This window comes from Paraburkholderia sp. RCC_158, from assembly GCF_041355255.1.
Classification (GTDB): Bacteria; Pseudomonadota; Gammaproteobacteria; order Burkholderiales; family Burkholderiaceae; genus Paraburkholderia; species Paraburkholderia graminis.
The window spans coordinates 200481-223215 of sequence record NZ_JBFUPM010000001.1 but is presented as its reverse complement, the minus strand read 5'-3'; the positions used below and the strand labels follow the sequence as shown (position 1 = coordinate 223215).

General features: G+C 60.8%; 19 protein-coding genes. 10 read left to right on the top strand and 9 right to left on the bottom strand.

The window, feature by feature from the left end; translation table 11 throughout:
* Positions 1 to 41: 41 nt before the first annotated feature.
* The 3 genes from AB6809_RS00955 to AB6809_RS00945 all read right to left on the bottom strand — a co-directional run bounded on the left by AB6809_RS00955 (position 42) and on the right by AB6809_RS00945 (position 3543).
* A complete protein-coding gene (locus AB6809_RS00955; protein WP_006049903.1) occupies positions 42 to 1028 on the bottom strand; it encodes an ABC transporter permease in 987 nt (328 codons plus the stop codon).
* Between the two features lie 87 nt (positions 1029 to 1115).
* Entirely contained in the window at positions 1116 to 2120 is a 1005-nt protein-coding gene (locus AB6809_RS00950; RefSeq protein ID WP_053860103.1) for a sugar ABC transporter substrate-binding protein, read from the bottom strand.
* Between the two features lie 391 nt (positions 2121 to 2511).
* A complete protein-coding gene (locus tag AB6809_RS00945) occupies positions 2512 to 3543 on the bottom strand; it encodes a LacI family DNA-binding transcriptional regulator (protein ID WP_371025943.1) in 1032 nt (343 codons plus the stop codon).
* 190 nt (positions 3544 to 3733) lie between these two features.
* On the opposite strand from AB6809_RS00945, the gene AB6809_RS00940 reads away from it, so the two are divergent.
* The 8 genes from AB6809_RS00940 to AB6809_RS00905 all read left to right on the top strand — a co-directional run bounded on the left by AB6809_RS00940 (position 3734) and on the right by AB6809_RS00905 (position 13479).
* Positions 3734 to 4885, top strand: coding sequence for an ABC transporter ATP-binding protein (locus AB6809_RS00940; RefSeq protein WP_371025942.1), 1152 nt, complete (start codon positions 3734 to 3736; stop codon positions 4883 to 4885).
* Between the two features lie 11 nt (positions 4886 to 4896).
* Positions 4897 to 6882 (top strand): beta-galactosidase, encoded by a 1986-nt coding sequence (locus AB6809_RS00935; RefSeq protein WP_371025941.1) that lies wholly within the window; start codon positions 4897 to 4899, stop codon positions 6880 to 6882.
* Positions 6883 to 6971: 89 nt separating this feature from the next.
* On the top strand, positions 6972 to 8225 hold the full coding sequence (locus AB6809_RS00930; protein WP_029970154.1) for an ABC transporter substrate-binding protein: 1254 nt from the start codon (positions 6972 to 6974) through the stop codon (positions 8223 to 8225).
* Between the two features lie 369 nt (positions 8226 to 8594).
* A complete protein-coding gene (locus tag AB6809_RS00925) occupies positions 8595 to 9563 on the top strand; it encodes a carbohydrate ABC transporter permease (protein ID WP_029970155.1) in 969 nt (322 codons plus the stop codon).
* A gap of 9 nt (positions 9564 to 9572) precedes the next feature.
* Complete coding sequence (locus AB6809_RS00920; RefSeq protein WP_006049896.1) at positions 9573 to 10424, top strand: carbohydrate ABC transporter permease; 852 nt, start codon at positions 9573 to 9575, stop codon at positions 10422 to 10424.
* Between the two features lie 234 nt (positions 10425 to 10658).
* Entirely contained in the window at positions 10659 to 11894 is a 1236-nt protein-coding gene (locus tag AB6809_RS00915) for a Crp/Fnr family transcriptional regulator (protein WP_029970156.1), read from the top strand.
* Between the two features lie 81 nt (positions 11895 to 11975).
* Complete coding sequence (locus tag AB6809_RS00910) at positions 11976 to 12740, top strand: flagellar motor protein (protein WP_029970157.1); 765 nt, start codon at positions 11976 to 11978, stop codon at positions 12738 to 12740.
* Positions 12741 to 12786: 46 nt separating this feature from the next.
* Entirely contained in the window at positions 12787 to 13479 is a 693-nt protein-coding gene (locus AB6809_RS00905; RefSeq protein WP_029970158.1) for an OmpA family protein, read from the top strand.
* A gap of 17 nt (positions 13480 to 13496) precedes the next feature.
* On the opposite strand, the gene AB6809_RS00900 is transcribed toward AB6809_RS00905, so the two are convergent.
* Positions 13497 to 15170 (bottom strand): cyclic nucleotide-binding domain-containing thioredoxin-disulfide reductase, encoded by a 1674-nt coding sequence (locus AB6809_RS00900; RefSeq protein WP_307259917.1) that lies wholly within the window; start codon positions 15168 to 15170, stop codon positions 13497 to 13499.
* Between the two features lie 270 nt (positions 15171 to 15440).
* Here AB6809_RS00900 and AB6809_RS00895 point away from each other — a divergent pair, with 270 nt between their 5' ends.
* Entirely contained in the window at positions 15441 to 16991 is a 1551-nt protein-coding gene (locus AB6809_RS00895) for a methyl-accepting chemotaxis protein (protein ID WP_029970159.1), read from the top strand.
* Between the two features lie 39 nt (positions 16992 to 17030).
* Complete coding sequence (locus tag AB6809_RS00890; RefSeq protein WP_371025940.1) at positions 17031 to 18128, top strand: lactonase family protein; 1098 nt, start codon at positions 17031 to 17033, stop codon at positions 18126 to 18128.
* A 3-nt stretch (positions 18129 to 18131) separates the two neighbouring features.
* On the opposite strand, the gene AB6809_RS00885 is transcribed toward AB6809_RS00890, so the two are convergent.
* The 5 genes from AB6809_RS00885 to AB6809_RS00865 all read right to left on the bottom strand — a co-directional run bounded on the left by AB6809_RS00885 (position 18132) and on the right by AB6809_RS00865 (position 22713).
* On the bottom strand, positions 18132 to 18743 hold the full coding sequence (locus AB6809_RS00885; protein ID WP_029970162.1) for a hypothetical protein: 612 nt from the start codon (positions 18741 to 18743) through the stop codon (positions 18132 to 18134).
* A gap of 45 nt (positions 18744 to 18788) precedes the next feature.
* Positions 18789 to 19373, bottom strand: a complete 585-nt coding sequence (locus tag AB6809_RS00880) for a glutathione binding-like protein (RefSeq protein ID WP_029970163.1) — start codon at positions 19371 to 19373, stop codon at positions 18789 to 18791.
* A 70-nt stretch (positions 19374 to 19443) separates the two neighbouring features.
* Complete coding sequence (locus tag AB6809_RS00875) at positions 19444 to 21087, bottom strand: GMC family oxidoreductase (RefSeq protein ID WP_029970165.1); 1644 nt, start codon at positions 21085 to 21087, stop codon at positions 19444 to 19446.
* The gene (locus AB6809_RS00870) at positions 21077 to 21742 is read right to left on the bottom strand and encodes a gluconate 2-dehydrogenase subunit 3 family protein (RefSeq protein ID WP_006049886.1); all 666 of its coding nucleotides are present in this window, start codon (positions 21740 to 21742) and stop codon (positions 21077 to 21079) included. Before AB6809_RS00870 ends, AB6809_RS00875 begins: the two co-directional genes overlap by 11 nt.
* Positions 21739 to 22713, bottom strand: coding sequence for a hypothetical protein (locus AB6809_RS00865; RefSeq protein WP_006049885.1), 975 nt, complete (start codon positions 22711 to 22713; stop codon positions 21739 to 21741). The genes AB6809_RS00870 and AB6809_RS00865 overlap by 4 nt, the downstream gene beginning before the upstream one ends.
* Positions 22714 to 22735: the final 22 nt, after the last annotated feature.

Here is a 22735-nt window from a genome sequence, read left to right as displayed (position 1 = left end):
GTCGGTCCGGACCTGCATGCAAGATGTTGGCGGTGCTGTGCTTAACCGCGGCGATGAGAAAGTTTGTCCGCGGCCACCGCGAGAATCACCAGCATGCCGGTGATCAATACCTGGTAGACCGAAGAAACGCCGATCAGTGTCAGGCCGTTTCGAAACACGCCGACAATCAGCGCGCCGAGCAGCGTGCCGGAAATCGAACCGCGTCCGCCGAAAAGACTCGTGCCGCCGAGCACCACCGCGGTAATGCTGTCGAGATTCTCCGTTTGCCCCGCTTGCGGATCGCCCACGCCGGTACGCGATACAGACAGCAGCGCCGCGACGCCATAGATCGCGCCCGCCAATGTGTACACGGTGAGCAGGATCTTCTGCGACGACAAGCCCATCAGCCGCGCGGCCTCGGCGTTATTGCCGAGCGCATACAGGTGCCGCCCAGGAACCGTGTCGCGCAGCACGAACCATGTGGCCAGATACATGAGCAGCGTGAGGACCGTGCCGTACGTGACATCGGCGGGACCGAGCTTGAACGTGTTGCCGAAGAACATGATCGCGTCGGGCAGATTCGACACGCTTTCCGCATTCGAATAGATCTGCGTGAGCGCGAACGCAATGTTCAGCGTGCCGAGCGTGACGATGAACGCGGGCAGTTTGATGCGCGTGATCAGCACGCCATTGAGCACGCCGAACAATGTGCTCGCGGCGATACCGCAAAGAATCGCGACGGCCGGCGGCAGGCCGAGCGTGACCGCGAACTTCGTCATGATGATGGAGCCGAACGCCATCACCATCCCGCATGAGAGATCGATGCCGCCGGTCAGCACGATCAGCGTCTGACCGATTGCGATGACGGCGACGACCATCGTCTGCTGAAGAATCAGCGAGAGGTTCTGGAACGACAGGAACCGGCTGCTTTGCGAAATGAAGAATGCACAAGCCAGCACGAGCGCGATGAGCGGCCCGACTTCGGCGAGCGACGGCAGACGGTCGGAGAAATGGCGCGGATGGCCCGCGGGCGCGGAGGGAGTCGACATGATGGATGACCTCGAGACATGAGCGCGGCAGGCGCCGCGCGGCGAATCGTTCGGCGGCCCGTTACGTGGGCCGCCGTGCAGTGCGCGTTACTTGTTGCCCCAGCAGTTGTCGACACCGAACTTCGTGTCCTTGCTGTCGATGCCGGACATCGGCTTGTCGGTGATCAACGTCACGCCCGTGTCCTGATAGCCCGTGACCTTCTTGCCGGTCTTGGCGTAGTCGACGCCCGCCGTCACGCCGAGCGAGGCCATCTTCAACGGATACTGTTGCGAGGTCGCGGCAATCGATCCGGCCTTCACGTTGCGCACGCCTTCACAGCCGCCGTCGATGGAGACGATCATCACGCTCTTGTCCTTGCCCGCCGCTTTCAACGCGCGATACGCGCCCGCGGCTGCCGGCTCGTTGATCGTGTAAACCACGTTGATGTCCGGCGCTTTCTGCAAGCAGTTCTCCATCGCGGTCTGGCCTTTCGCCTGATCGCCGCGCGTGTCCTGGCTGCACACGATCGACGCGTCGCCTTCCTTCACGCCGAAGCCTTCGAGAAATCCGTTATGACGCAGCACGCCGACCGACACGCCTGGCGCGAGATCGAGCGTGGCGATCTTCGCGGGCTTGCCGTTCAACGCGGCTTTCGCGTACTTGCCGATCAGCACGCCGGCCTTGAAGTTGTCGGTGGCGAAGAGGGCGTCGGTGGCGTCCTGCGGATCGGTCGGCGTGTCGAGCGCGACCACCATCACGCCGGCCGCGCGCGCTTTCTTGATGCTCGGCACGATCGCTTTCGTGTCGCTCGGCGTGATCAGAATCGCTTTCGCGCCGGCCGTCATCATGTTTTCGATCGCGGTCACCTGGCTCGCGTTATCGCCGTCGAAGCGGCCTGCGGCGGTAATCAGCTTCGCGCCGTCTTTCGACGCAGCCGCTTCCGCGCCTTGCTTCATCTTCACGAAAAACGGGTTCGTGTCGGTCTTCGTGATGAGGCCGACGACCGGCTGGTCGGCTGCCTGGCTCGCGCTCGTGCACCAGACCGCCGACGCCGCGACGCACATGGAGACGATTTTCCTGGCGACAGGAAGCCTGCGGGAATTCAGATTCATGGGACGCTCCTCCAGTTATTGGCAACGACGTTTGAACTGCCGGCGGTTGCACATGCGAACGCTGCGCGGCGCAACCCGAACGGCGGCTGATTCGAACCGTGATGTGAGGTCGGAAGAAGCCGCCTAAATCACTTTGGTTGATTTAGTACAGCAGGCGCGAACGAGCGCGTCAAGGAATCTCGTGAGCGGGGGTGAGAGTGCGGCGAGTCACGTCTAGGCGCGCAAAGTCATACGGGGTCGGGCTCTCCGGCGGTGATGCGATGCAGCGTCGAGTGACGCCGATTGGGGAAAGTCCTGGCTGCGGTGAAAGTTGTCTGAAAGCTAAAAGGCATGCGTTAGCGACTAAAAGCCGCGCATGCTTCGCTCCGTTTGCAGCGGTGCGAGGGGAAAATCAACGCGAGCGCGGCGTGCCGCTCGACGCTCGCACCACGAGTTGCGGCGCGGACGAAACGCGCATCGGCACTTTCGTTTTGCCGCGTGCCTTTTGTCCATACGACGACTCGATCAACTCGCGCAGCAGCGACACCGCGAGTCCGGCCACTTCGACGGTCGGCACCGCGACCGTGGTCAACGCGGGCCGCGATTCGCGAGCGAGTTGAATATCGGTGATGCCGACAACCGACAAATCCCCGGGCACCGCGAGGCCCAGGTCCGCGGCGGCATGCATCGCGCCGAGCGCCGGCAGGTCGTTGGTCGCGAAGATCGCAGTGAGTTGCGGGTCGGCTTCGAGCAACGCGCGCGCCGCCGTGTAGCCACCGTGGATCGTATCCGCTGCATGTCGGACGCGGTTCCTGCGCATGCCGGCCGCGCGCAGTGCATCGACGAAACCTTCGTAGCGCGTTGCGTGAACGCCGGACGCCTTGCTCCCGACAATCGCGCCTATCCGCCGATGTCCCAACTCGAGCAGATGTTTGCCGGCAAGCTCGCCGGCCAGACGAAAGTCGACCGCGACGCATGGCAAGCCCGGCGGATCGTCGGGCCGCTCCCACACGCATAAAACCACGGGCGTACCGCGCGATTCGGTCACATGAAGGTCGGCGAGTTCGAGGTTCGCGTTCGTCACCAGCACGCCCTCGGACAGCGTGCCGGCAATCTGATCGAGGTAGGCGCGGCCCGTCACCGGATCTTCGTTAGTATTGCAAATGATGACGAAGTGGCCGCTCGTACGCGCCGCGCGTTCGACGGCGAGCGCGAACTCCGGATAGAACGGATTGGCGATGCTCGACACCATCAACGCGAGCGTCGGCGCGCGGCCTTCGGCCAGCGCGCGAGCGGCAAGATGCGGGCGATAACCGAGGGCATCGACGGCTTTAAGTACGCGCTGACGCGTCGCCTCGCCGACGCGGCCGCGATTGCGCAGCACGTTCGAAACGGTGGCGGGCGTCACGCCCGCGTGGCGCGCGACTTCACTGAGTGTGGGCATAGATCGTCATTATTTGGGATGGTTACCCGGCATTTGCATCAAAGCGCAAGGCACGGCACCATCTGTCGCACAGACAAAACGACATGGAGACAGGCAAGGACCGGCGATCGCATGCGATCGATTTTTTAGGTCTTGCTGATTAAGCGCTTAATCTCCGTCGTCGAGCCGATTAAATCACGGAGTCGATGCGATGGCGAGCATTTCGTTAAGAGGCGTACAGAAAGCGTATGGCGACGGCGCGCCGGTGATTCGCGACGTCGATCTGGAAATCGGCGAGAACGAATTCTGCGTTTTTCTCGGCCCCTCGGGCTGCGGCAAGTCGACCTTGCTGCGTATGATCGCGGGGCTCGAAGATCTCACCGACGGCGACTTGTCGATCGGTGGAAAGATCATGAACGACGTGCCGGCCGCACAGCGCGGCGTCGCGATGGTGTTTCAGAGCTATGCGCTCTTTCCGCATATGACCGTGTTCGAGAACATGGCCTTCGGATTGAAGCTCGCCAAAACTCCCAAGGAAGAAATCGACCGCAAGGTACGCGAAGCCGCGCGCATTTTGCAACTCGAAGCACTGCTCGAACGCAGGCCGAAAGCACTCTCGGGCGGTCAGCGTCAACGCGTTGCAATTGGCCGCGCAATCGTGCGCCAGCCCGGCGTGTTTCTGTTCGACGAACCGCTTTCCAATCTCGACGCAACACTGCGCGGTCAGACTCGCATTGAAATCGCGCGGCTGCATAAGCAGTTTGCGAAGGCGAGCGTGGTGTATGTCACGCACGATCAGATCGAAGCGATGACGCTCGCGGACAAGATCGTGTTGCTGCATGCGGGCAAAGATACGGAGCGCTACGGCAGCATCGCGCAAATCGGCGCGCCGCTCGAGTTGTATCACCGTCCGAAAAGCCGCTTTGTGGCCGGCTTTATCGGTTCTCCACGCATGAACTTTTTGCCGGGACGTGTTGCTTCCGTCGACGCGCAAGGCGTAATCGTGACGCTCGACACGACGCTCGAAAACGTACGCGTGCCCGTGGATGGCGCCGCGCTCCAGGTCGCCCAACCGGTGACGCTTGGCGTGCGTCCGGAGCACCTTGAATTCATCGATACGTCTTCGCTTCAGGACGAAGCGGTGCTCACACGCACCGTCTCGCTCGTCGAACAACTCGGCGAACACAGCTACGTGCATCTCGATCAGCCAGGCGGCTTCACGCTGATCGCAAAGGCGCCGGGCGACACGCATCTCGCGCCGGGCGATCGCGCGCATTTGCGTGTGCCGCGCCACGCCACGCATTTGTTTACCGAAGACGGCTTTGCCGCCGCTTCGCTGGAATCCGTCGAACACTACGCATAAAGGACATTCGGATGCGCCTTGGAGTCTGCTACTACCCGGAACACTGGCCAGAGTCGATGTGGGAAGACGACGCGCGCCGGATGAAAGCACTCGGCATCGAACAGGTGCGAATAGCCGAGTTCGCATGGAGCCGCATTGAACCGACGCCCGGCGAATACGATTGGGCGTGGCTCGATCGCGCGATCGAAGTACTCGGCGCGGCCGGTCTGCAGGTTGTAATGTGCACGCCGACCGCGACGCCGCCGAAGTGGCTGATCGACCGTCATCCGGACATCTTGCCGATTGGCGCCGATGGCCGGCCGCGCGCGTTCGGTTCGCGTCGTCACTATGACTTTTCGTCGCCGTCGTATTTCGCGGCGTCGCAGAAGATTTGCACTGCAATTGCCGAGCGTTATGGCAAGCACCCGGCCGTTCGTTACTGGCAGACCGATAACGAGTTCGGTTGCCATCACACCGTGGTCAGTTATTCGCCCGCGGCAGTGGAGCGTTTTCGCGAGTGGCTGAAAGCGCGCTATCAAACTGTCGACGCATTGAACCGCGCGTGGGGCACCGTGTTCTGGAGCATGGAATACCGCAGTTTCGACGAGATCGACGCACCGGTCGCCACCGTGACCGAAGCGCATCCTTCGCATCGGCTCGATTACCGGCGCTTCGCTTCCGATGAAGTCGCGCGCTATAACCGCATGCAGGTCGAGATCATTCGCGCGCATTCGCCGGGGCGGCCGATTGCGCACAACTTCATGCAGCTCTTCACCGAGTTCGATCACTACAATGTTGCCGCCGATCTCGACGTTGCCGCGTGGGACAGCTATCCGCTCGGCGCACTCGAAGAGCAATGGTTTGCGCCGGACGTGAAAGCGCGCTGGCTGCGCAGCGGTCATCCCGACTTTGCGTCGTTCAATCACGACGTGTACCGCGGCATGTCGAAGCTGCCGTTCTGGGTGATGGAGCAGCAGCCGGGTCCAGTGAACTGGGCGATGTGGAATCCCGCGCCGCTGCCTGGCATGGTGCGTTTGTGGAGTTGGGAGGCGTTTGCGCATGGCGCGGGTTGCGTGTCGTATTTCCGCTGGCGTCAGGCGCCGTTTGCGCAGGAGCAGATGCATGCGGGTCTGAATACGCCGGATAACCGCCTCGACGTGGGCGGTAGCGAGGCCGCGCGCGTGGCCGAGGAAATCGGCACTGTACTCGCGGCGAACGCCGACGCCGACGCCGCGATTCGTTCAAAGGTCGCGCTCGTCTACGACTATGAGGCGAAGTGGCTCTTCGAGATTCATCCGCAGGGTGCGGACTTTCACTATCCGCGCTTTGCATTCGAGTACTACTCGGCATTGCGCGCACTAGGTCTCGATGTGGATGTGGTGCCGGTCGATGCATCGCTGGACGGCTACAGTCTGATCGTCGTGCCGCCGTTGCCGGTCGTGTCCGCTGATCTTGCCGCGCGCCTCGCGAAGTCGGGCGCGCAAGTGGTGCTCGGCCCACGTACCGGTTCGAAGACTCAGGACTTGCAGATCCCGGCGAATCTTCCGCCAGGCCCGCTCGCTGATGTATTGCCGTTGCGAGTATGGCGCGTCGAATCGATGCGGCCCAATGTGACCGAACCTGTGCGTCTTCTCGGCACACAGAACGCGGATGCTGAGGATGGCGTCGCGCGTCACTGGCGCGATTTCATCGAAAGCAATGGCACGAATTCGTTCGACGTGCTCGCGCATTTCGCGGACGGCCACCCGGCATATGTGCGAAGCGGCGCATTTCATTACTTTGCAAGCCTGTTCGACGACGCGCTGACGGTTCGGCTCTTTGCGCAAATCGCACAGCAGGCAGGCATTCAAACGATGCCGCTCGGCGAAAGCGTACGCATCAGCCGGCGTGGTGCGCTGACCTATGTGTTCAACTACGGCGATTGCGCACACACCATCGCCGATGTGGCAGACGACGCGTTCATTATCGGTTCGCGCGCAGTCGAACCACAGGGCGTGGCAGCGTATAGATCGAAATGACCGGTTCGGGTAACGGGACGATTGGCAAGCCGGAATTCCATGCAGTAACGACAACGACGCAAAATCAAGGAATAAAGGAGACAGGTAGCATGAAAATGAAACCACGCAAGGTTCTGCTGACACTCGCGCTCGCTGCGGCTGCGCTCGGAACGTCCGTTGTCAGTACTGCGCAGGCCGGCACGCTGACTGCGAACATCGCGTTCAAGGGCGCGAGCCAGCGCGCGGTGTGGCAGTCGGTGGTCGACGACTTCAAGAAGGCGCATCCTGGCATTGACGTGAAGGTATCGTTTATCGACGAAGAAGCCTACAAGGTGCAGTTGCCCGGCTGGCTCTCCACGGTCGCGCCCGACATCGTGAACTGGCATGACGGCGAACGCATGGCCTATTACGCGCAGCGCGGCCTCTTTGAAGACCTGAGCGGCGATTGGGCGAAGAACGGCTGGAACGACATGTATGCGTCGACGAAAGAAGCCTCGTCGTATAAGGGCAAGCAATATGCGGCGCCCACGGTGTACTACTCGTGGGGCATGTTCTATCGCAAGGATCTGTTTCAGAAGGCCGGCATTTCCGGTGAGCCGAAAACGTGGGAGCAGTTTCTCGACGACTGCAAGAAGTTGAAGGCAGCCGGCATTGCGCCGATTGCCGTTGCGGGCCGCGATTCGTGGACGCTCGCCGGCTGGTTCGATTATCTGGATCTGCGCGTGAACGGCAACGCATTCCACCAGAAGTTGATGGCGGGCGAGATTGCGTACACCGATCCGCGTGTGAAGAAGGTTTATACGACGTGGAAGCAGTTGATCGACGCCGGCTATTTCATCGACAACTCGCTCTCTTACGATCTCGATTCGGTGCAGCCGTTCCTGTTCCAGGGCAAAGCCGCGATGATGCTGATGGGCACGTTCATTACCGCGGGTTTTCCGGCGAACGTGAAGCCTCAAATGGGCTACTTCCAGTTCCCGATCATCGACGCTAACGTGCCGACTGCGGAAGATGGTCCGGTCGAATCGCTGCATATTCCGTCGAAAGCGAAGAACAAGGCGGATGCGCATACGTTCCTCGCCTTTGTCGAGACGCCGGAAATCGGCGCGAAGCTCGCCACGGGGCTTGGATCGTTGTCGGCGAACAGCAAGTCACCGGAGCCGGAAGATCCGATTTCGAAGATCGGCTTCCAGATTCTTGCGAATACGAAGGGCGGCATTGCGCAGTTCTATGATCGCGACATGACGAAGGAAATGGCCGATGAAGGCATGAAGGGCATGCAGCAGTTCATTTCCGATCCGTCGAAGCTTGATAGTGTGCTCGCGCAGTTGGAGCAGACGCGGAAGCGGATTTATAAGAAGTAGGGAAGGGGGCGGTCGGGCGGCCGCCTTGGTGTTTTTGCTTGGCCGATAACACGCGTCGACAGCTTTGTATGGGGTGGGAGTAAGAGCTTTGCATGGGACCGGAGTAACGCGCTAAAGCGCGAACTCCGGATCGACAGCTAAAGCGCTAACTCTGGTCGACAGCTTTTCATGGGTAGGAGTAGGTGCTTTGCATGGGACCGGAGTAACGCGCTAAAGCGCGAACTCCGGATCGACAGCTAAAGCACCAACTCCCACCGACAGCTTTGCATGGGACCAGAGTAAGCGCTAAAGCGCTAACTCTGATCGACAGCTTTGCATGGGGTGAGAGTAGGTGCTAAAGCACCAACTCCCACCGACAGGAGAATCACTTTGTCGCATTCCGTCACCCGTCACACCGTGGACGGACCCGTTCAGCCGGGCGGCTCCGCGCTGCCCGCATCGCGTGACCGCGCGCCGAATGTCCGCACGCGCGGCCGCCGTCCTTCGCCCACTGCAAGGCGCCAACGGCGCGCGGCCTTTCTGTTTCTCGCGCCGGCCTGCGTGATGGTGGCCATTTATGTGATCTGGCCGATTCTCTCGACAATACGCCTGAGCTTCTTCAACTGGGACGGCATGACCGAGCCGACTTTCGTCGGCCTCGCCAATTACGTCGAGCTGTTCAACGCGCAAACGTTCTATACGGCGCTGAAGAACAACGTCATCTGGTTGCTGCTATTCCTCCTCGCCCCGCCGATGGGACTCGCCGTCGCGCTCTACCTGAATCAGGCAGTGGCCGGTATCCGTATCGTCAAATCGCTGTTCTTTGCACCGTTCGTCTTGTCCGGCGTCGTCGTCGGACTGATCTTCTCGTGGTTCTACGATCCGACATTCGGCCTGCTCGCGCTGATTCTCGGCCACGGCGTGCCGGTACTCGGCGATCCGCGCTACGCGACTTTCGGCATCGTATTCGCGGCACTGTGGCCGCAAACCGCCTATTGCATGATTCTCTATCTGACCGGACTCACATCGCTCAATGCCGAGCAGATAGAGGCCGCGCGCATGGAAGGCGCACGCGGCTGGTCGATGCTGTGGCACGTGATACTTCCGCAATTGCGACCTACTACGTTCATGGCAATCGTCGTCACGATCATCGGCGCATTGCGCAGTTTCGATTTGATCTCGGTGATGACAGGCGGCGGTCCGTTCGAAAGCTCGACGGTACTCGCCTATTACATGTACGACCAGGCGATCAAGTACTACCGCATTGGTTATTCGGCGGCAGTGGCCGTCGTGCTGTTCGGCATCATGCTGGTGTATATCGTTTATCACTTGCGGCGCATGCTGCGCACCGAGCAATAAGGAGCGACCATGTTTCCAATTCCCATCGACAAATGGAAACCGGCCACGCGCCGCGTCTACAAACTCACCTTGCCGATTGCACTGCTGATCTGGCTTCTGCCGATGATCGCCGTGCTCGTTACCTCAGTGCGGTCGACGGAAGAACTCAGCGAGGGCAACTATTGGGGCTGGCCCAAACACTTCGCGCTATTCGACAACTATCGCGAGGCGCTCACCACTTCGCCGATGCTGCATTACTTCTGGAATAGCGTACTCATTACCGTGCCTGCGGTAATCGGCTCGATCGCACTTGCGGCGATGGCGGGCTTCGCGCTCGCCATCTATCGCTTTCGCGGCAATTCCTCGCTATTCGCCACCTTTGTCGCGGGCAACTTCGTCCCCGTGCAGGTGCTGATGATTCCGGTGCGCGACCTGTCGTTGCAACTCGGCGTGTTCAATACGGTTAGCGCACTGATCCTCTTTCATGTTTCGTTTCAGACCGGGTTTTGCGCGCTTTTCTTGCGCAACTTCATCAAGCAGTTGCCGTTCGAACTTGTCGAGGCCGCGCGCATCGAAGGCGCAAACGAGTGGACCGTGTTCTTCAAAATCGTGCTTCCACTGATACGGCCCGCGCTCGCCGCGCTGGCGATCCTGGTTTTCACCTTTGTCTGGAACGATTACTTCTGGGCGCTGTGTCTGACGCAAGGCGACGATGCCGCGCCGATCACAGTCGGCGTTGCTGCATTGAAGGGTCAATGGACGACTGCCTGGAACCTCGTTTCCGCAGGCTCCATTCTCGCTGCGCTGCCTTCGGTGGCAATGTTCTTTGCGATGCAAAAACACTTTGTCGCCGGCTTGACGTTCGGTGCGACGAAGGGCTAAACCGGCGATCGCCTCACGCTAAAAAAAGCCACGGCAAAAGAATAATAAGTCCGGCAAAGCACACCCAGCTTTGCCAGTACGACTGGCAAACGTTTGCGCAATTGTCATCACGTTTCCCCTCATTAAAGATCGGGAAGGGCTTGTCGTTATCTAGTGAAATAAGTCAGACCGTCGAACTGACTCGTGCCTGAGAAAAGGCACGCGCTGGACCAAAGCTCATCGGGGGTAGCAATCGTGAACCAACAACGCTCGCCATGGACTCGCACCGCGGCTCCGGGGGAAGTCATCTATTCGGAAGGCTTCTTGGGCGACGCAGTCATCTACGTCATTGCAGATGGCAAAGTCGAAATCTCCACGCAGTGCGATGAAAAAAAGGTCATTCTCGCTACGCTCGGCAAGGGCGAGTTTTTCGGCGAAGCGGCGTTGTTGCCGCCCGAGCCGCGAGCGCACACCGCCAAGGCATTGAGCTTCTGTCAATTGACGGCTATCGCAGGCGGTATCGTCGAAGAAGAACTGGAACGCGTGTCGCCGCTTCTGCGTCATATCGTTCGCACGATGATACGGCGCGTCAAGAAGAAGGACGACATTCTCGCGACGAATACGCATGCCGATTTTCTCCCAGGCGTACTGTCCTACGCGCATGTGCTGTCGTTGATGGCAGGCGCCGAGGCGACTGACCGGTTCGATGCACGCGCTCGCCGTCCTCAGAACGAGGAAGTCTCGATTCCGCTTCCCGAAGTCATCAAGAAGTGCAACGCGATTGCAGGCCATTCGCGCCCGCATGTGATGGCGATGCTCAAGCGCATGGAGAAGCTCAATCTGGTCTCCATCGAATCGGGACGCTCGGAGCGGCTGAACAATACGTCGGGACGCTATTCGGCGAGCGACGGTGCAGTGGGCCGGCAACTCGTCACGTTCGATCCGGTGAAAATCACCGAGCGCGCGCAGCAGGTCGCGAATCACGATCTCGACGTTTCGATCAGCAGCGAACTCGAACTGATTGAACTCGACGATCTGGAAGCGTTGATCGGCGTCGACAGAAAGGTGATTCTGAACAAGCTCTCGCATTCGGAGATTGCCGAAGACCTCTTCGCGTTCCGCAAGACCAAGGTTCTCAACTACGTCGAAGAGAAAGGCCTCAGCTATTTCTCGCGCCGCAATGCGCGCGGTGCCGGTGAATTGAATTCGCTCGACGATCTCGAGTTCGTCGATCAGCGAACCCTGTTCGAAGCAGTGAGTGCGTTCGATACCTACGACCTCGCGAAACTGCTGTCGGCGTCAGCCGGACAGCCGGTGGACGAGCGCCTGCAATCCGTCATGACCGAAGCGAGAAAGAAAGAAGTGTCGTGGGTGATGCGCCGCGAGATCAAGATCGATCCCGTCGAGATTGTGGAAATCGAGCAGCGTTTCATCGATACCGTCCGCGCACTGAAGTCGCCCGCGGCGCATGCCGCGCCGGTCGAATCCTGACGCCCGTTGCGTTCGGTCTAGAAGGCCGAACGCAATCTTTAACTGTAATTCGCAGGCTCGTGCAGCCGGTCGCGAGGACGTATGGATTTTTTGACGGTATTTGGCGTAGTGTTCGGCGTCGCGGCGATCGTCGCGGGCTTCTCGCTCGAGGGCGGCGACTTTACGTCGCTGCTTCAACTGGAGGCGTTTGTCATTGTCCTTGGCGGCACGTTGGGCGCAGTGATGATCCAGAACACATGGGCGCGGTTTTACGACGGCGTGAAGCTGCTGCGCTTTGCTTTCGTGAAGGCGCGGCAAGTGGATCGCGAGAGTCTCTCCGTTCTGCTCGAATGGGGCGATCAGGCGAAACTGAACGGCATGCTGGCATTCGAATCGATCGACGCGAAAGGCATTAGCCCATTCGCCAAGCGAGGTCTCGAACTGCTCGCGAACGGCGTTTCCACTGCGGTGCTCGAAGACGCATTGCAGCGCGAAGTCGACGCCTACGAGCGCAATTGCATGGCGGCCGCGCGCATCTGGCAACAGGCGGGCGGTTATGCGCCGACCTTCGGCATTCTCGGCGCGGTACTCGGCCTGATTCAGGTAACGGGGCATATGCTCGAGCCGTCGCAACTGGGCAAGGGCATTGCGGTCGCATTCGTCGCCACGCTGTATGGCCTTGGGCTCGCGAACCTTGTATTTCTGCCGCTATCGGGAAAGATCCGCGCGCAGGTGGATAGCGAATTGCGTTTCAGGCGCTTGTATCTGGACGGCTTGCTCGCGATCTCGCGTAAGGAATCGCCGCATACGATCGAAACGCGTTTGGCGGGCGACGTGCGCGAACGATCTGCCGAATTGCTCGGCTAGTCGAGTCGACAGAAGTCGTGCATCAACTGATAGCGGACCTGCATGTATGAGCACAACCACTGGCAGCAAGCGTCTCGCGACGGACAAGAACGGGCACGATGACGGCCACGATAGCGGCGAGCAGTCGGACCGCTGGCTGATTTCATACGCCGATCTGATTACTACACTGATGGTGCTGTTTCTCGCGCTTTATGTCTTGCAGCTCGCGAAGAACAGCGAGTTGCAAATACAGACGCTGCAGCATCGTCCGGTGAAGGAAGCTGTCGACGTAGAGCCGCCGATCACGGCAGCGAACGCGAAAGACGCCGCAAAAAAGCAGCTTCTGTCATTGCTTGCACCCTTGCAGGACAATCGCCAGATTACGATTTCGCACATGCCGCAAGGCGTGGAAATCGCGATCAATGCGAAAGTACTGTTCAATTCCGGCGATGCGCGTCTTTTGCCCGAATCGTTCGCGGTGCTGGAACGCATTGCAGCGGTGCTGCGCGACCGTGCGAAAAATAACATCCTCGTGGAAGGGCACACGGACAGTTTGCCGATTGCCACGGCGAAATACGAATCCAACTGGGAACTGTCGTCCGCGCGCGCGGGCGCGGTGGTGCGCTTCTTCGCGGACAAGGGCATAGAAGCGCATCGCATGGCGGCAATCGGCCGTGCCGACAATTTCCCGCTTATCATCGGCAACGATGCGGCGGCCAACGCCGCCAATCGCCGCGTGACAATACTCGTCGAGTACTGAGCGCCAAACGGGAAGCATCAAACGCCGAGCGCAAGGTACTGATGAAGAGACTGAATCGCGGCTGCGCCTTCTCCAACGGCTGCCGCGACTCTCTTCACCGAGCCGCTGCGCACGTCGCCCACTGCGAAAATACCCGGCCGGCTCGTTTCGAGAAAATGCCCGGTGCGCTCGGACGTCCACTTGTGAGCGACATCGGGACCGGTCAGCACGAAGCCATTTCTATCGAGTTCGACGCAATCGCCAAGCCAGCCGGTATTAGGTTGCGCGCCGAGAAACAGGAACACATGGCGGATAGGCTTCTCTTCGATTCGCCCTTGCTGATTCCATTGAATCGACTCGAGATGCGCTTCACCGTTTAGCGCGACGATCTGCGTTCGCACATGAACCGTAATATTCGGCGCTGCCTCTATGCGTCGGATCAGGTAGTTCGACATGCTCGCGGCAAGTCCTTCGCCGCGAATCACGATATGCACATGGCGCGCGAAGCCCGAGAGAAATACGGCAGCCTGTCCCGCCGAATTGCCGCCGCCGACAATGACGAGTTCTTCGTTGCCGCAAAACGCCGCTTCCATATACGTCGCGCTGTAGTACACGCCTCGGCCCTGGAAATGTTCGAGACGTGCGAGCTCCGGCTTGCGATAACGCGCGCCTGTTGCGATCACCACTGCGCGGCCATACACATGCTCGTCGTGACTCAGGCGGATGTGAAACGGCTGACCCTTGTCGCATTCAATACCGAGCGCCTCGATCGGCACGCCGACTTCAGCACCGAATTTGCGGCATTGCGAAAGGCCGCGTCCGGCAAGCGCCTGACCGGAGATGCCGGTGGGAAACCCAAAGTAGTTTTCGATCTTCGAACTCGTGCCGGCCTGGCCGCCCGGCGCTTTCGTGTCGAGAACCGCGACGCGCAATCCCTCCGACGCGGCATAGACGGCTGCGGCCAGGCCCGCCGGTCCCGCGCCGACCACGACCACGTCGAACCGTTCGCCATTCAATCTGTCGGGACTCAAACCGATTGCGTCGGCAACGGCGCGATTTGTCGGGCGCTTCAGCACGACACCTTGCAAGGTGACGAGTACCGGCAGATGTTCTTTCGTGGCGCCGTAACGTTCCAAGAGTGCTTTGGCTTCCTCGTGCTCGTCGATATCGAAGTATGCCGACGGTTGCGCATTACGGCTCAGAAAGTGCCGCAATACCAGTGTCGGAAAAGAAGCCGAACTGCCGATCACGACCACGCCGCCGCTCTGATCCTGTATGTAGGCGACGCGGCGCAGAATGTATGCGCGCATGATCGTCTCGCTCAGTTCCGCTTCGGCAATCACGAGCGCGCGCAGCGATTCTTCGTCGATCACGATGACTTCGCAATCGCTCGTCGCGCGCGCGGACGCCACCGCGCCGCGCCCCGCGAGCGTGCCGACTTCGCCGGTAAAACTGCCGGGCCCATGCGTGCCGAGAACATGCAGCGTATCGCCGCTGCCGCGCGTCGCCTCGATGGTGCCCGAGATGATCGCGTACATCGGAATGTGGCGATCGCCTTCGGTAAACAGCACGTCGCCGGTGTTCAGTTTGCGCCGCTCGCCATAGCGCTCGAGTACCGCGAACTGCGCGTCGTTCAGCCTGGGGAAGATCTGGTGGTGACGGCTGCCGCCTGCCAGCAAATCTTCACGCTTGCCAGAAGTTTTATCGCTCATGAGAGGTCCGATTGGAAAGACGCACGATGCAGCGTGTCGCTGCGCCGCCGGATTGGCATGCGAATGCGAACAATCGGCAGCAAGAAAAGGCCGCGGAGAGGCCGCTTTCGCCGAGATTGTGCGCCAGAGTCCACTCGCCAGTAAAGAGTGCGTAAGGCGGAGAACGTGCGGCCGAACAGCGCGAGAGCGCTTCTGCTCAAGTTCGCGCTTCTTTTGCCGTAAAAGACGAGAGGAATTAGAGAAATAGACAATGAAAAGGGTCTAGGAAGCATGCGCGATTTAACCGTAAAAAACAGCTTACTTGCAGTGCTGGTCGTCTTTGCCGCGATGATCATGTTCGGCGGCGTGGTCGGCGTATTCGCACTCGGCCGCTCGAATGAAAACGCCCAGCGGCTTCAGGAGATCGCCACTCAGGAGATCCTCGCCAACGATGGCTATAAGGACAGCACGCGCACGCGGGCAGCGCTTACGCGCGCTTATGCCGCGTTGAAGGAGCGCAACGATCTCGCCACGCGCGATTCCGCACTTGGCAGCGCGCAACGAACGCTCGATCGCGCGGATGCCGAGACGCGCGCTTTTGCGGCGGCGTCCCGATTCGTGGGACAGGACGATGCGTTGAAACAGCAGCTCGTCGATTCGTCGAATGGATTGGCGGCCACTTTAAAGAAAGCTTTCGACGCGCTTCAGCGTGGCGATACCGACGCCTACGTCGCCATCAACGATCGCGACATTACACTTGCCGGTCAGGTCTATTCGGCAAACGTCGAAAAATTCCAGAACCTTGCGGGTGCGCTTGCAAAGGAGTCAGCGACGAGAACCGAACGCGAATACGGGTGGATCGTCGCGATGGTTTTGACTGGTGTTGCGCTTGCCCTCGCATTGATCGTCGCCACGCACTTTGCGTTGCGCACCATTGTGATTCGCCCGTTGCAGCAGGCGTCGAAACTGCTCGACCGGATTGCGGGCAATGATCTGACCGCGTCTATTCCTGAAGGCAGCAAGAGCGAGATCGGCAAGTTGTTCACGTCGATGTCGCGGATGCAGGCCGGACTCGCGCATACCGTGTCGAACGTGCGCGTCAGTTGCGAGGCGATTCACGGCGGCGCGCGCGAGATTGCAGCGGGCAACCTCGATTTGTCGAGCCGCACCGAAGAGCAATCGGCTTCGCTCGAGGAAACCGCGGCGAGCATGGAAGAACTGACCTCCACCGTCAGACAGAACGCGGATAACGCGCGCCAGGCGAGCACGCTTGCCGCGAGCGCCGCCGACGTCGCACAGCGCGGCGGCGACGTCGTGCAGCGCGCGGTCCACACCATGACGGCCATTACCGCAAGCTCGCACAAGATTGCGGAGATCACCGGCATGATCGACAGCATTGCATTCCAGACCAACATTCTCGCGCTCAACGCCGCCGTCGAGTCCGCGCGTGCGGGCGAGCAGGGCCGCGGCTTCGCTGTCGTCGCGGGTGAAGTGCGCACGCTGGCTCAACGCAGTGCGAGCGCCGCGCAAGAGATCAAGGCGCTCATTTCCGCTTCCGTCGATGACGTGCGCAGCGGCAACGAACTTGTCACACAGGCAGGCCACACGATGAACGAAATCGTCGGCGCAGTGCAGGGCGTTGCGACTATCATGGCGGAGATCACGTCGGCGACGGTCGAGCAAACCGCGGGCATCGAGCAGGTCGGCAAAGCCGTCAGCCAGATGGATCAGGTCACGCAACAGAACGCCGCGCTCGTCGAGCAGGCCGCCGCCGCTGCGAGCGCGCTCGAGCATCAGGCGCAGTCGATGAACGATGCGGTGTCGGCATTCCGTCTGCGATAACGCCGTCAGTCTCCAAACCAAACTAGTCGGAAAACAAATATGAGCGTTAAAGCCGTCTCGCGTACAGTCGCAATTCTGTTAGCCGGCGTGACGATGTGCGCCACCGTGCACGCGTCCACGTATGCGTATGTGTCGAATGCGGACAGTCAGGACATTTCGGTGTTCAGCCTCGATAAGTCGAATGGCGCACTCAAGCCGGTCGAAACAGTGAGCGTTGGCGGCACGGTCATGCCGATGGCTTTTTCGCCGAATCATTTGCGGCTCTATGCAGGTCTGCGTTCAAAGCCTTTTCGCGTGGTGAGCTTCGCAGTCAGTCCGCTTGACGGACGCCTGACCGAACTCGGCAAGGCGCCGCTCGCGGAAAGCATGGCATATGTGTCGACCGACGCGAGCGGCCGCTATCTGTTCTCCGCGTCGTATGGCGGCAACCTGCTGGCGGTGAACGGCATCGGTGCAAATGGCGTTGCCGGCGATGTTCAGCAGATCGTCAAGACGGGCCCGATGGCGCACGCTATTCGCAATGCGCCCGACAATCGTTATGTGTTCGCGTCAGTACTTGGCGCCGACGCATGGTTGCGTTTGAAGTTCGACGCGGCGAACGGCGCGCTTACTCAAGACGCGGCGCCCGCCTATTCGCTGCCGGCCAAATCGGGTCCGCGCCATTTCGTGTTCTCGCCGGATGAGCGCTTCGTTTATCTGATCGACGAACTCGACGGCAAGCTGCATGTACTCGCATTCGACAAGCAACGCGATGCGGTGAAGCCGGTGCAAACCGTTTCCATTCTGCCGCCCAACTTCTCCGGCGACAAACCGTGGGGCGCGGATGTTCACATCACGCCCGATGGCCGCTTCGTCTATGCATCGGAACGCACGTCGAGCACGCTCGCTGCTTATCGCGTGGACCGTGCATCGGGCAAGCTGACGCGCATCGGCACCTATCCGACCGAAAAGCAGCCGCGCGGCTTCAATATCGATCCTTCGGGCAATTACCTGCTTGCGGTCGGTCAGTTGTCGACCAACCTGAGCGCATACCGGATCAATCGCGAGACGGGCGCATTGAGCGCGCTCGGTCAGTACCCGGTCGGCAAGGGCGCGAACTGGATCGAGATTGTCGAGTTCAACGGATCGAACGATTGAGGTCTACGGCGAACTGCGTCCCCGCGCATGCGGCGACGCGGACGCCGGCCCGCCCGCCGACGCAGCGCTGCGTCGGCGGGCGCGCAAGCCGCGCCATAGTTCTTCGAGGTAAGGCAGTAGCTCGAATAGCAGAATCAACGCGAACAGAATCGCGATATAGGCGACGGGTAACGGCTCGCTTTTCGCGGTCAATTCGAATCTCGCCGGCTCTCTGCCTAGGCCGAGCAACGCCAGAAATTGCGTCCAGTGACGGGCGACGACAAGCAGTATCGCCATCAGCGGGACGAGTTCGAGAAAGCTATGAACGTGCTGTTCGAACGGCGTCACCTTGCGTCCACTCACTGCATAACTGACGTCCCACAGCGCGGTCGCTTCGTGAACGAAGAACGCGACGATCATCAATAGAATGATGCCCGCGTTGATCTCGAGAAAGATCGCGGCGAGTAGCGGCAGTCCGACTTCGGCAAACATCAACAGATGGATCACCGATTCTTTCGCGCCGGTCGTGGATTCGATTCGAGTCGCGCGATGGCACAGCCAGTCCGCGAAACCGGCCGCAAGCCACACAGGCAAAACGAAGTACATCAGGATCGTGAGGGTTGGGTCGGTCGACATGATTTCCTCGGCGAACGGCTGGCGGACCAACGCGAGCGCGCAGCTTTATTCGATCCCTTCGTGTTTCAAGGCCAGTTGCACCGCGGGCCGCCCGCGCATGCGTTGTGAGAACTCTGCGAGTTTTTGCGGGACCTCGATCTTCACTTTGTTCGCCCATAGAAGCATGGTGAACAGATAGGCGTCCGCGACGCTCGCTTCTGCGCCGAACAGATAATCGCCTTTAAGCATTGTCGATATGAGCTGGAAACGCTGGCCGATCTTCTCGCGCGCGGCATTCGCTTCCTCGTCCGACGCCGGCTTGAATACGCGGCCGAATTGCTTATGAATCTCCGTTGAAATAAAGGCGAGCATTTCAATCAGGCGAGTAGCGCCGAGTTCTCCCGACGGTGCAAGCGAGGGCTTGCGTTGCGCGATCCACGAAAGGATCGCGACGTTTTCCGTGAGCCGTTGACCGTCGTCGAATTCGAGTGTCGGTACATAGCTCTTGGGATTGATTTCATCGAACTTCTGGCCGGTCTCAGTCGTCTTTGTCTTGAGGTCGACGCGCACGCGGTCGAATTGCATATCGGCCTCGTGCATCGCGATGTGATCGGCAAGACTGCACGCGCCCGGCGAATAGTAAAGCTTCATGATGCGGCCCTCCTTCATGCAGCAGTTGGCGATTTTTAATGGAGCATCCCGCGTGCCTCGGCGGCCATGCTTATAGTTCGCCGCGCGCGGCGAGGGCGCCGATGCGATCCGCTGTTCGGCATGCAATGGCCTGAATCGTCAGCGAAGGGTTGACACCGCCCACTGTCGGAAACACCGAGCCGTCGCAAATCCACAGATTGCGGATGTCCCAACTGCGGCAATCCGCATTGACAACGCTCTTTGCCGGATCGTCGCCCATGCGTGCGGTGCCGTTCAGGTGGCACGTATCGTCGGTTTCGCGCCAGATGTCCTTGCCGCCCGCGGCGGCGAGCGCCTGCTCCATGAAATTCAGCGAATGGGCAATGAGGCGTTTGTCGTTATCGCAGTACGAGTACGTCACGCGTGCAACGGGCAAGCCGTACTGGTCTTTTTCGTCGGCGAGCGTCACGCGGTTGCGTTCCTGCGGCAGCATTTCGCCGACTATCTTCAGGCCCGCCTGATGGTTGTACTTGTGCATCTCGTCAGCGAGCGCTTCGCCCCACAGGCCGCGGCCATTTTGCGCGGCTGCCCATGCGTTGGGCAGCGGACCCTGGCTCATATACGCATACCCGCCGAAAAAATCCTTGTTCTGGTCCGCGTAGTTCCAGTGCTCGGTAATCGCAAGCGACGGCGGTCCCTTGTACCAGCGTATCTCTTCGTCCATCGTGCCGTACACGGCCTGGTTGGCCTGCACCATCAGGTTCTTGCCGACAAGACCCGAGCTATTCGCGAGACCGTCGGGAAAGCGGCTATTCGCGGACATGAGCAGAAGGCGCGGCGTTTCGATTGCATAGCCGGCGACGACAACGTTCTTCGCGCGCTGGAATTGCCAGCGTCCTTCGCGAATGTACTCGACGCCCGTAACAAGCCCGGCATCATTCATGTCGATGCGGCCGACCATCGCCAGATCGCGCACTTCCGCGCCGGCTTGCAACGCGCGCGGAATCCACGTGACGAGGGCGCTTTGCTTCGCATTGGTCGCGCAGCCGGACACGCAAAAGCCGCGATACACGCAAGGATGCGCTTTGCCGCGCGGCGCCGAGAGTGTCGCGAGCGGTGTTGCGCTCCAGCCGATGCCGAGCGCCTCGCAGCCGCGCGCGAGCACCATCGCCGCGGCATTCAATTCATGCGCGCGATACGGATAGCGTGGACGTTTCGGTCCCCACGGATAATTGACGGGCCCGGCGATTTTCAGCGCGTCCTCGACCTGTGAGTAGTACTGCCACATCTCGCGCCAGTCGAGCGGCCAGTCCGCGCCATAGCCGAGCAGCGCGCGCGATTTGAACCATTCGGGCCTGAAGCGCAGAGAGACCATCGCGAAGTGAACCGTGCTGCCGCCCACTGCCTTGCCGCTGTTGTTATGGCCGAGCTTGAGCGGGTTGTCGCCGTCGCAGATGCGCTCGTCGGTCCAGAAGAGTTTTTGCTGATGCGCTTCGTCGGACGCGAATTCTTCGAGTGGACGCCACCATGCGCCCGCATCGAAGGCGACTACCTTGAAGCCCTTTTCCGCGAGGCGGCACGCGAGCGTGCCGCCTCCCGCGCCCGTGCCGACGATCGCGAAGTCCACTTCGTCGTCGTTCGAATATTCGCGCATTGGCACCCAGCCGCGCGGTTCGAACACATCGGGCGCGCGGCCATGCTTGCCGCGTGGATGATAGAGAGCGTCATCGAACACGGCGATTCTCCCTCGCGGCTTTATCCTCGCTGCCCGATTGCGCCTCGACGGGTTCCCACGGATCGCGACGGTTGAAATACATGCGCACGTAGCCACGCGGATTGGCCGGGCCGCCGAAACCAATCTCGCTCCAGGCATGCGGATGCGAGTAATAGAGACCGCAGATGTCGTGAAGTACTCGCTCCGCAAAGAAAACTTCCGGTTGCATGCCGCGCCACGCCGCATGCACGAGTTCGCCGCGCTGCATCTGTTCGAGCAATGCGTTCTGCGCGGTTCTATCGAGGCTTGCGAACGGCAGGCCATGCCGCTCGCGGCTCTCGGCATCGAGCGCGGCTAGGCCCGTGCGCCACGCGTCGCGCATCGGCGGCAACGCGGCGTTTCGATAACCATCGCCCTGATTCGTGTATAGGCGATGATCGAGCATGGCGGCGACCGGCACAAGCGGCTGCGCGTTTGCCTGCGGCACGACGCACGCGCAGAGCGACGTCACCGCAAGCCATTCCATCGCATTGAAGAAGCGCGGCTCGCGCGGCACCGCCAGCCGTTCGTCGATAACGACGCGAGACACTTCATCCCATGACGGTGTGTCGCGTTTGCTCAACACGTCGTAACCGGGGTAACGTGTCGCTCTTTTCGTTGGTCTGCCGGTTTTCATTTCTCCGTCTCCCTGAGCCGCAGCGCGGCAAGGCCCGCGAGCGCGAGCGCCGAGAAGCTCGGCGGCGCCGGCAGCGGAGGGCCGGCGAACAGGTTCTGGCTCCAGTTGCGCCATCCGCCCTGGCGCCGCGCGATGCCGCGCGCGTGGAAGCCGGCGCCCGCGATACCGAGCGCGGTCGTGATGCGCAGCCATAGGCGCGTGAACCAGCGCTCGCGCGGCGCGGCCAGCGCGGCGTGCGCAAGCAGCGCCGCTGCAAACGGCGGCGCGCTGACGGGTGCGTACATCGCACGATGCTGGAATGAGCCGCGAAAATGCAGCAAGCCCGCTTCGCCGACCGTGCCGATGAGTCCGGCCGCCACGAGCAATCCCAGCGCGCGGCCCGCAGGCATGCCGAGAAGTTGCGGCTCGTGCGCGGGCTCGTCGCGCAATCGCTCGGCCACCGCGCCGAGTGCGCCCGACAACAGCAAGGCCATCGGCGCACCGACCGGTGCCGCATGAACCAGGTTGTTCCAGCTCCAGCCGCCAGGGCGCTTCATGACGTTGTACAAGTGAAACCCCGTGCCGGCGATGCCGGCCGCAGCCGCGGTCCGATAGATCAAATGACGCGCGTGGTGCGTTTGCTGTCTATGGTCCGCGCCGCCGTGCAAACCGGCGATCAGCGAAAGACTCGCGCTGACGAGCGGCGTATACATCGCCGGATTGTCGAAGGAACCGCGGTAGTGTTCCATCGCACTGTCCGTGAGCACCGAGAAGGCGAGCAGCGCCGAACTATGGTTGAAACGCCGTGCGGCTTCGACGTGTGCCTGAGTTGCGGGCGCGGCGTGGGTGACGCTGTCGATTGAGCGCAGCGCTGGTCTTCGAGGCGTCGCGCGTGTGCGCCGATTTGCGTTTGCCCTGCGCCCGGTGAATCGCGCTAAAGCGGCAGCTCCGGCCACCGCGCATAACACGCTAAATATGCGTTGCGTCCCCATCGATACCTGCTCCTGCGTTTTT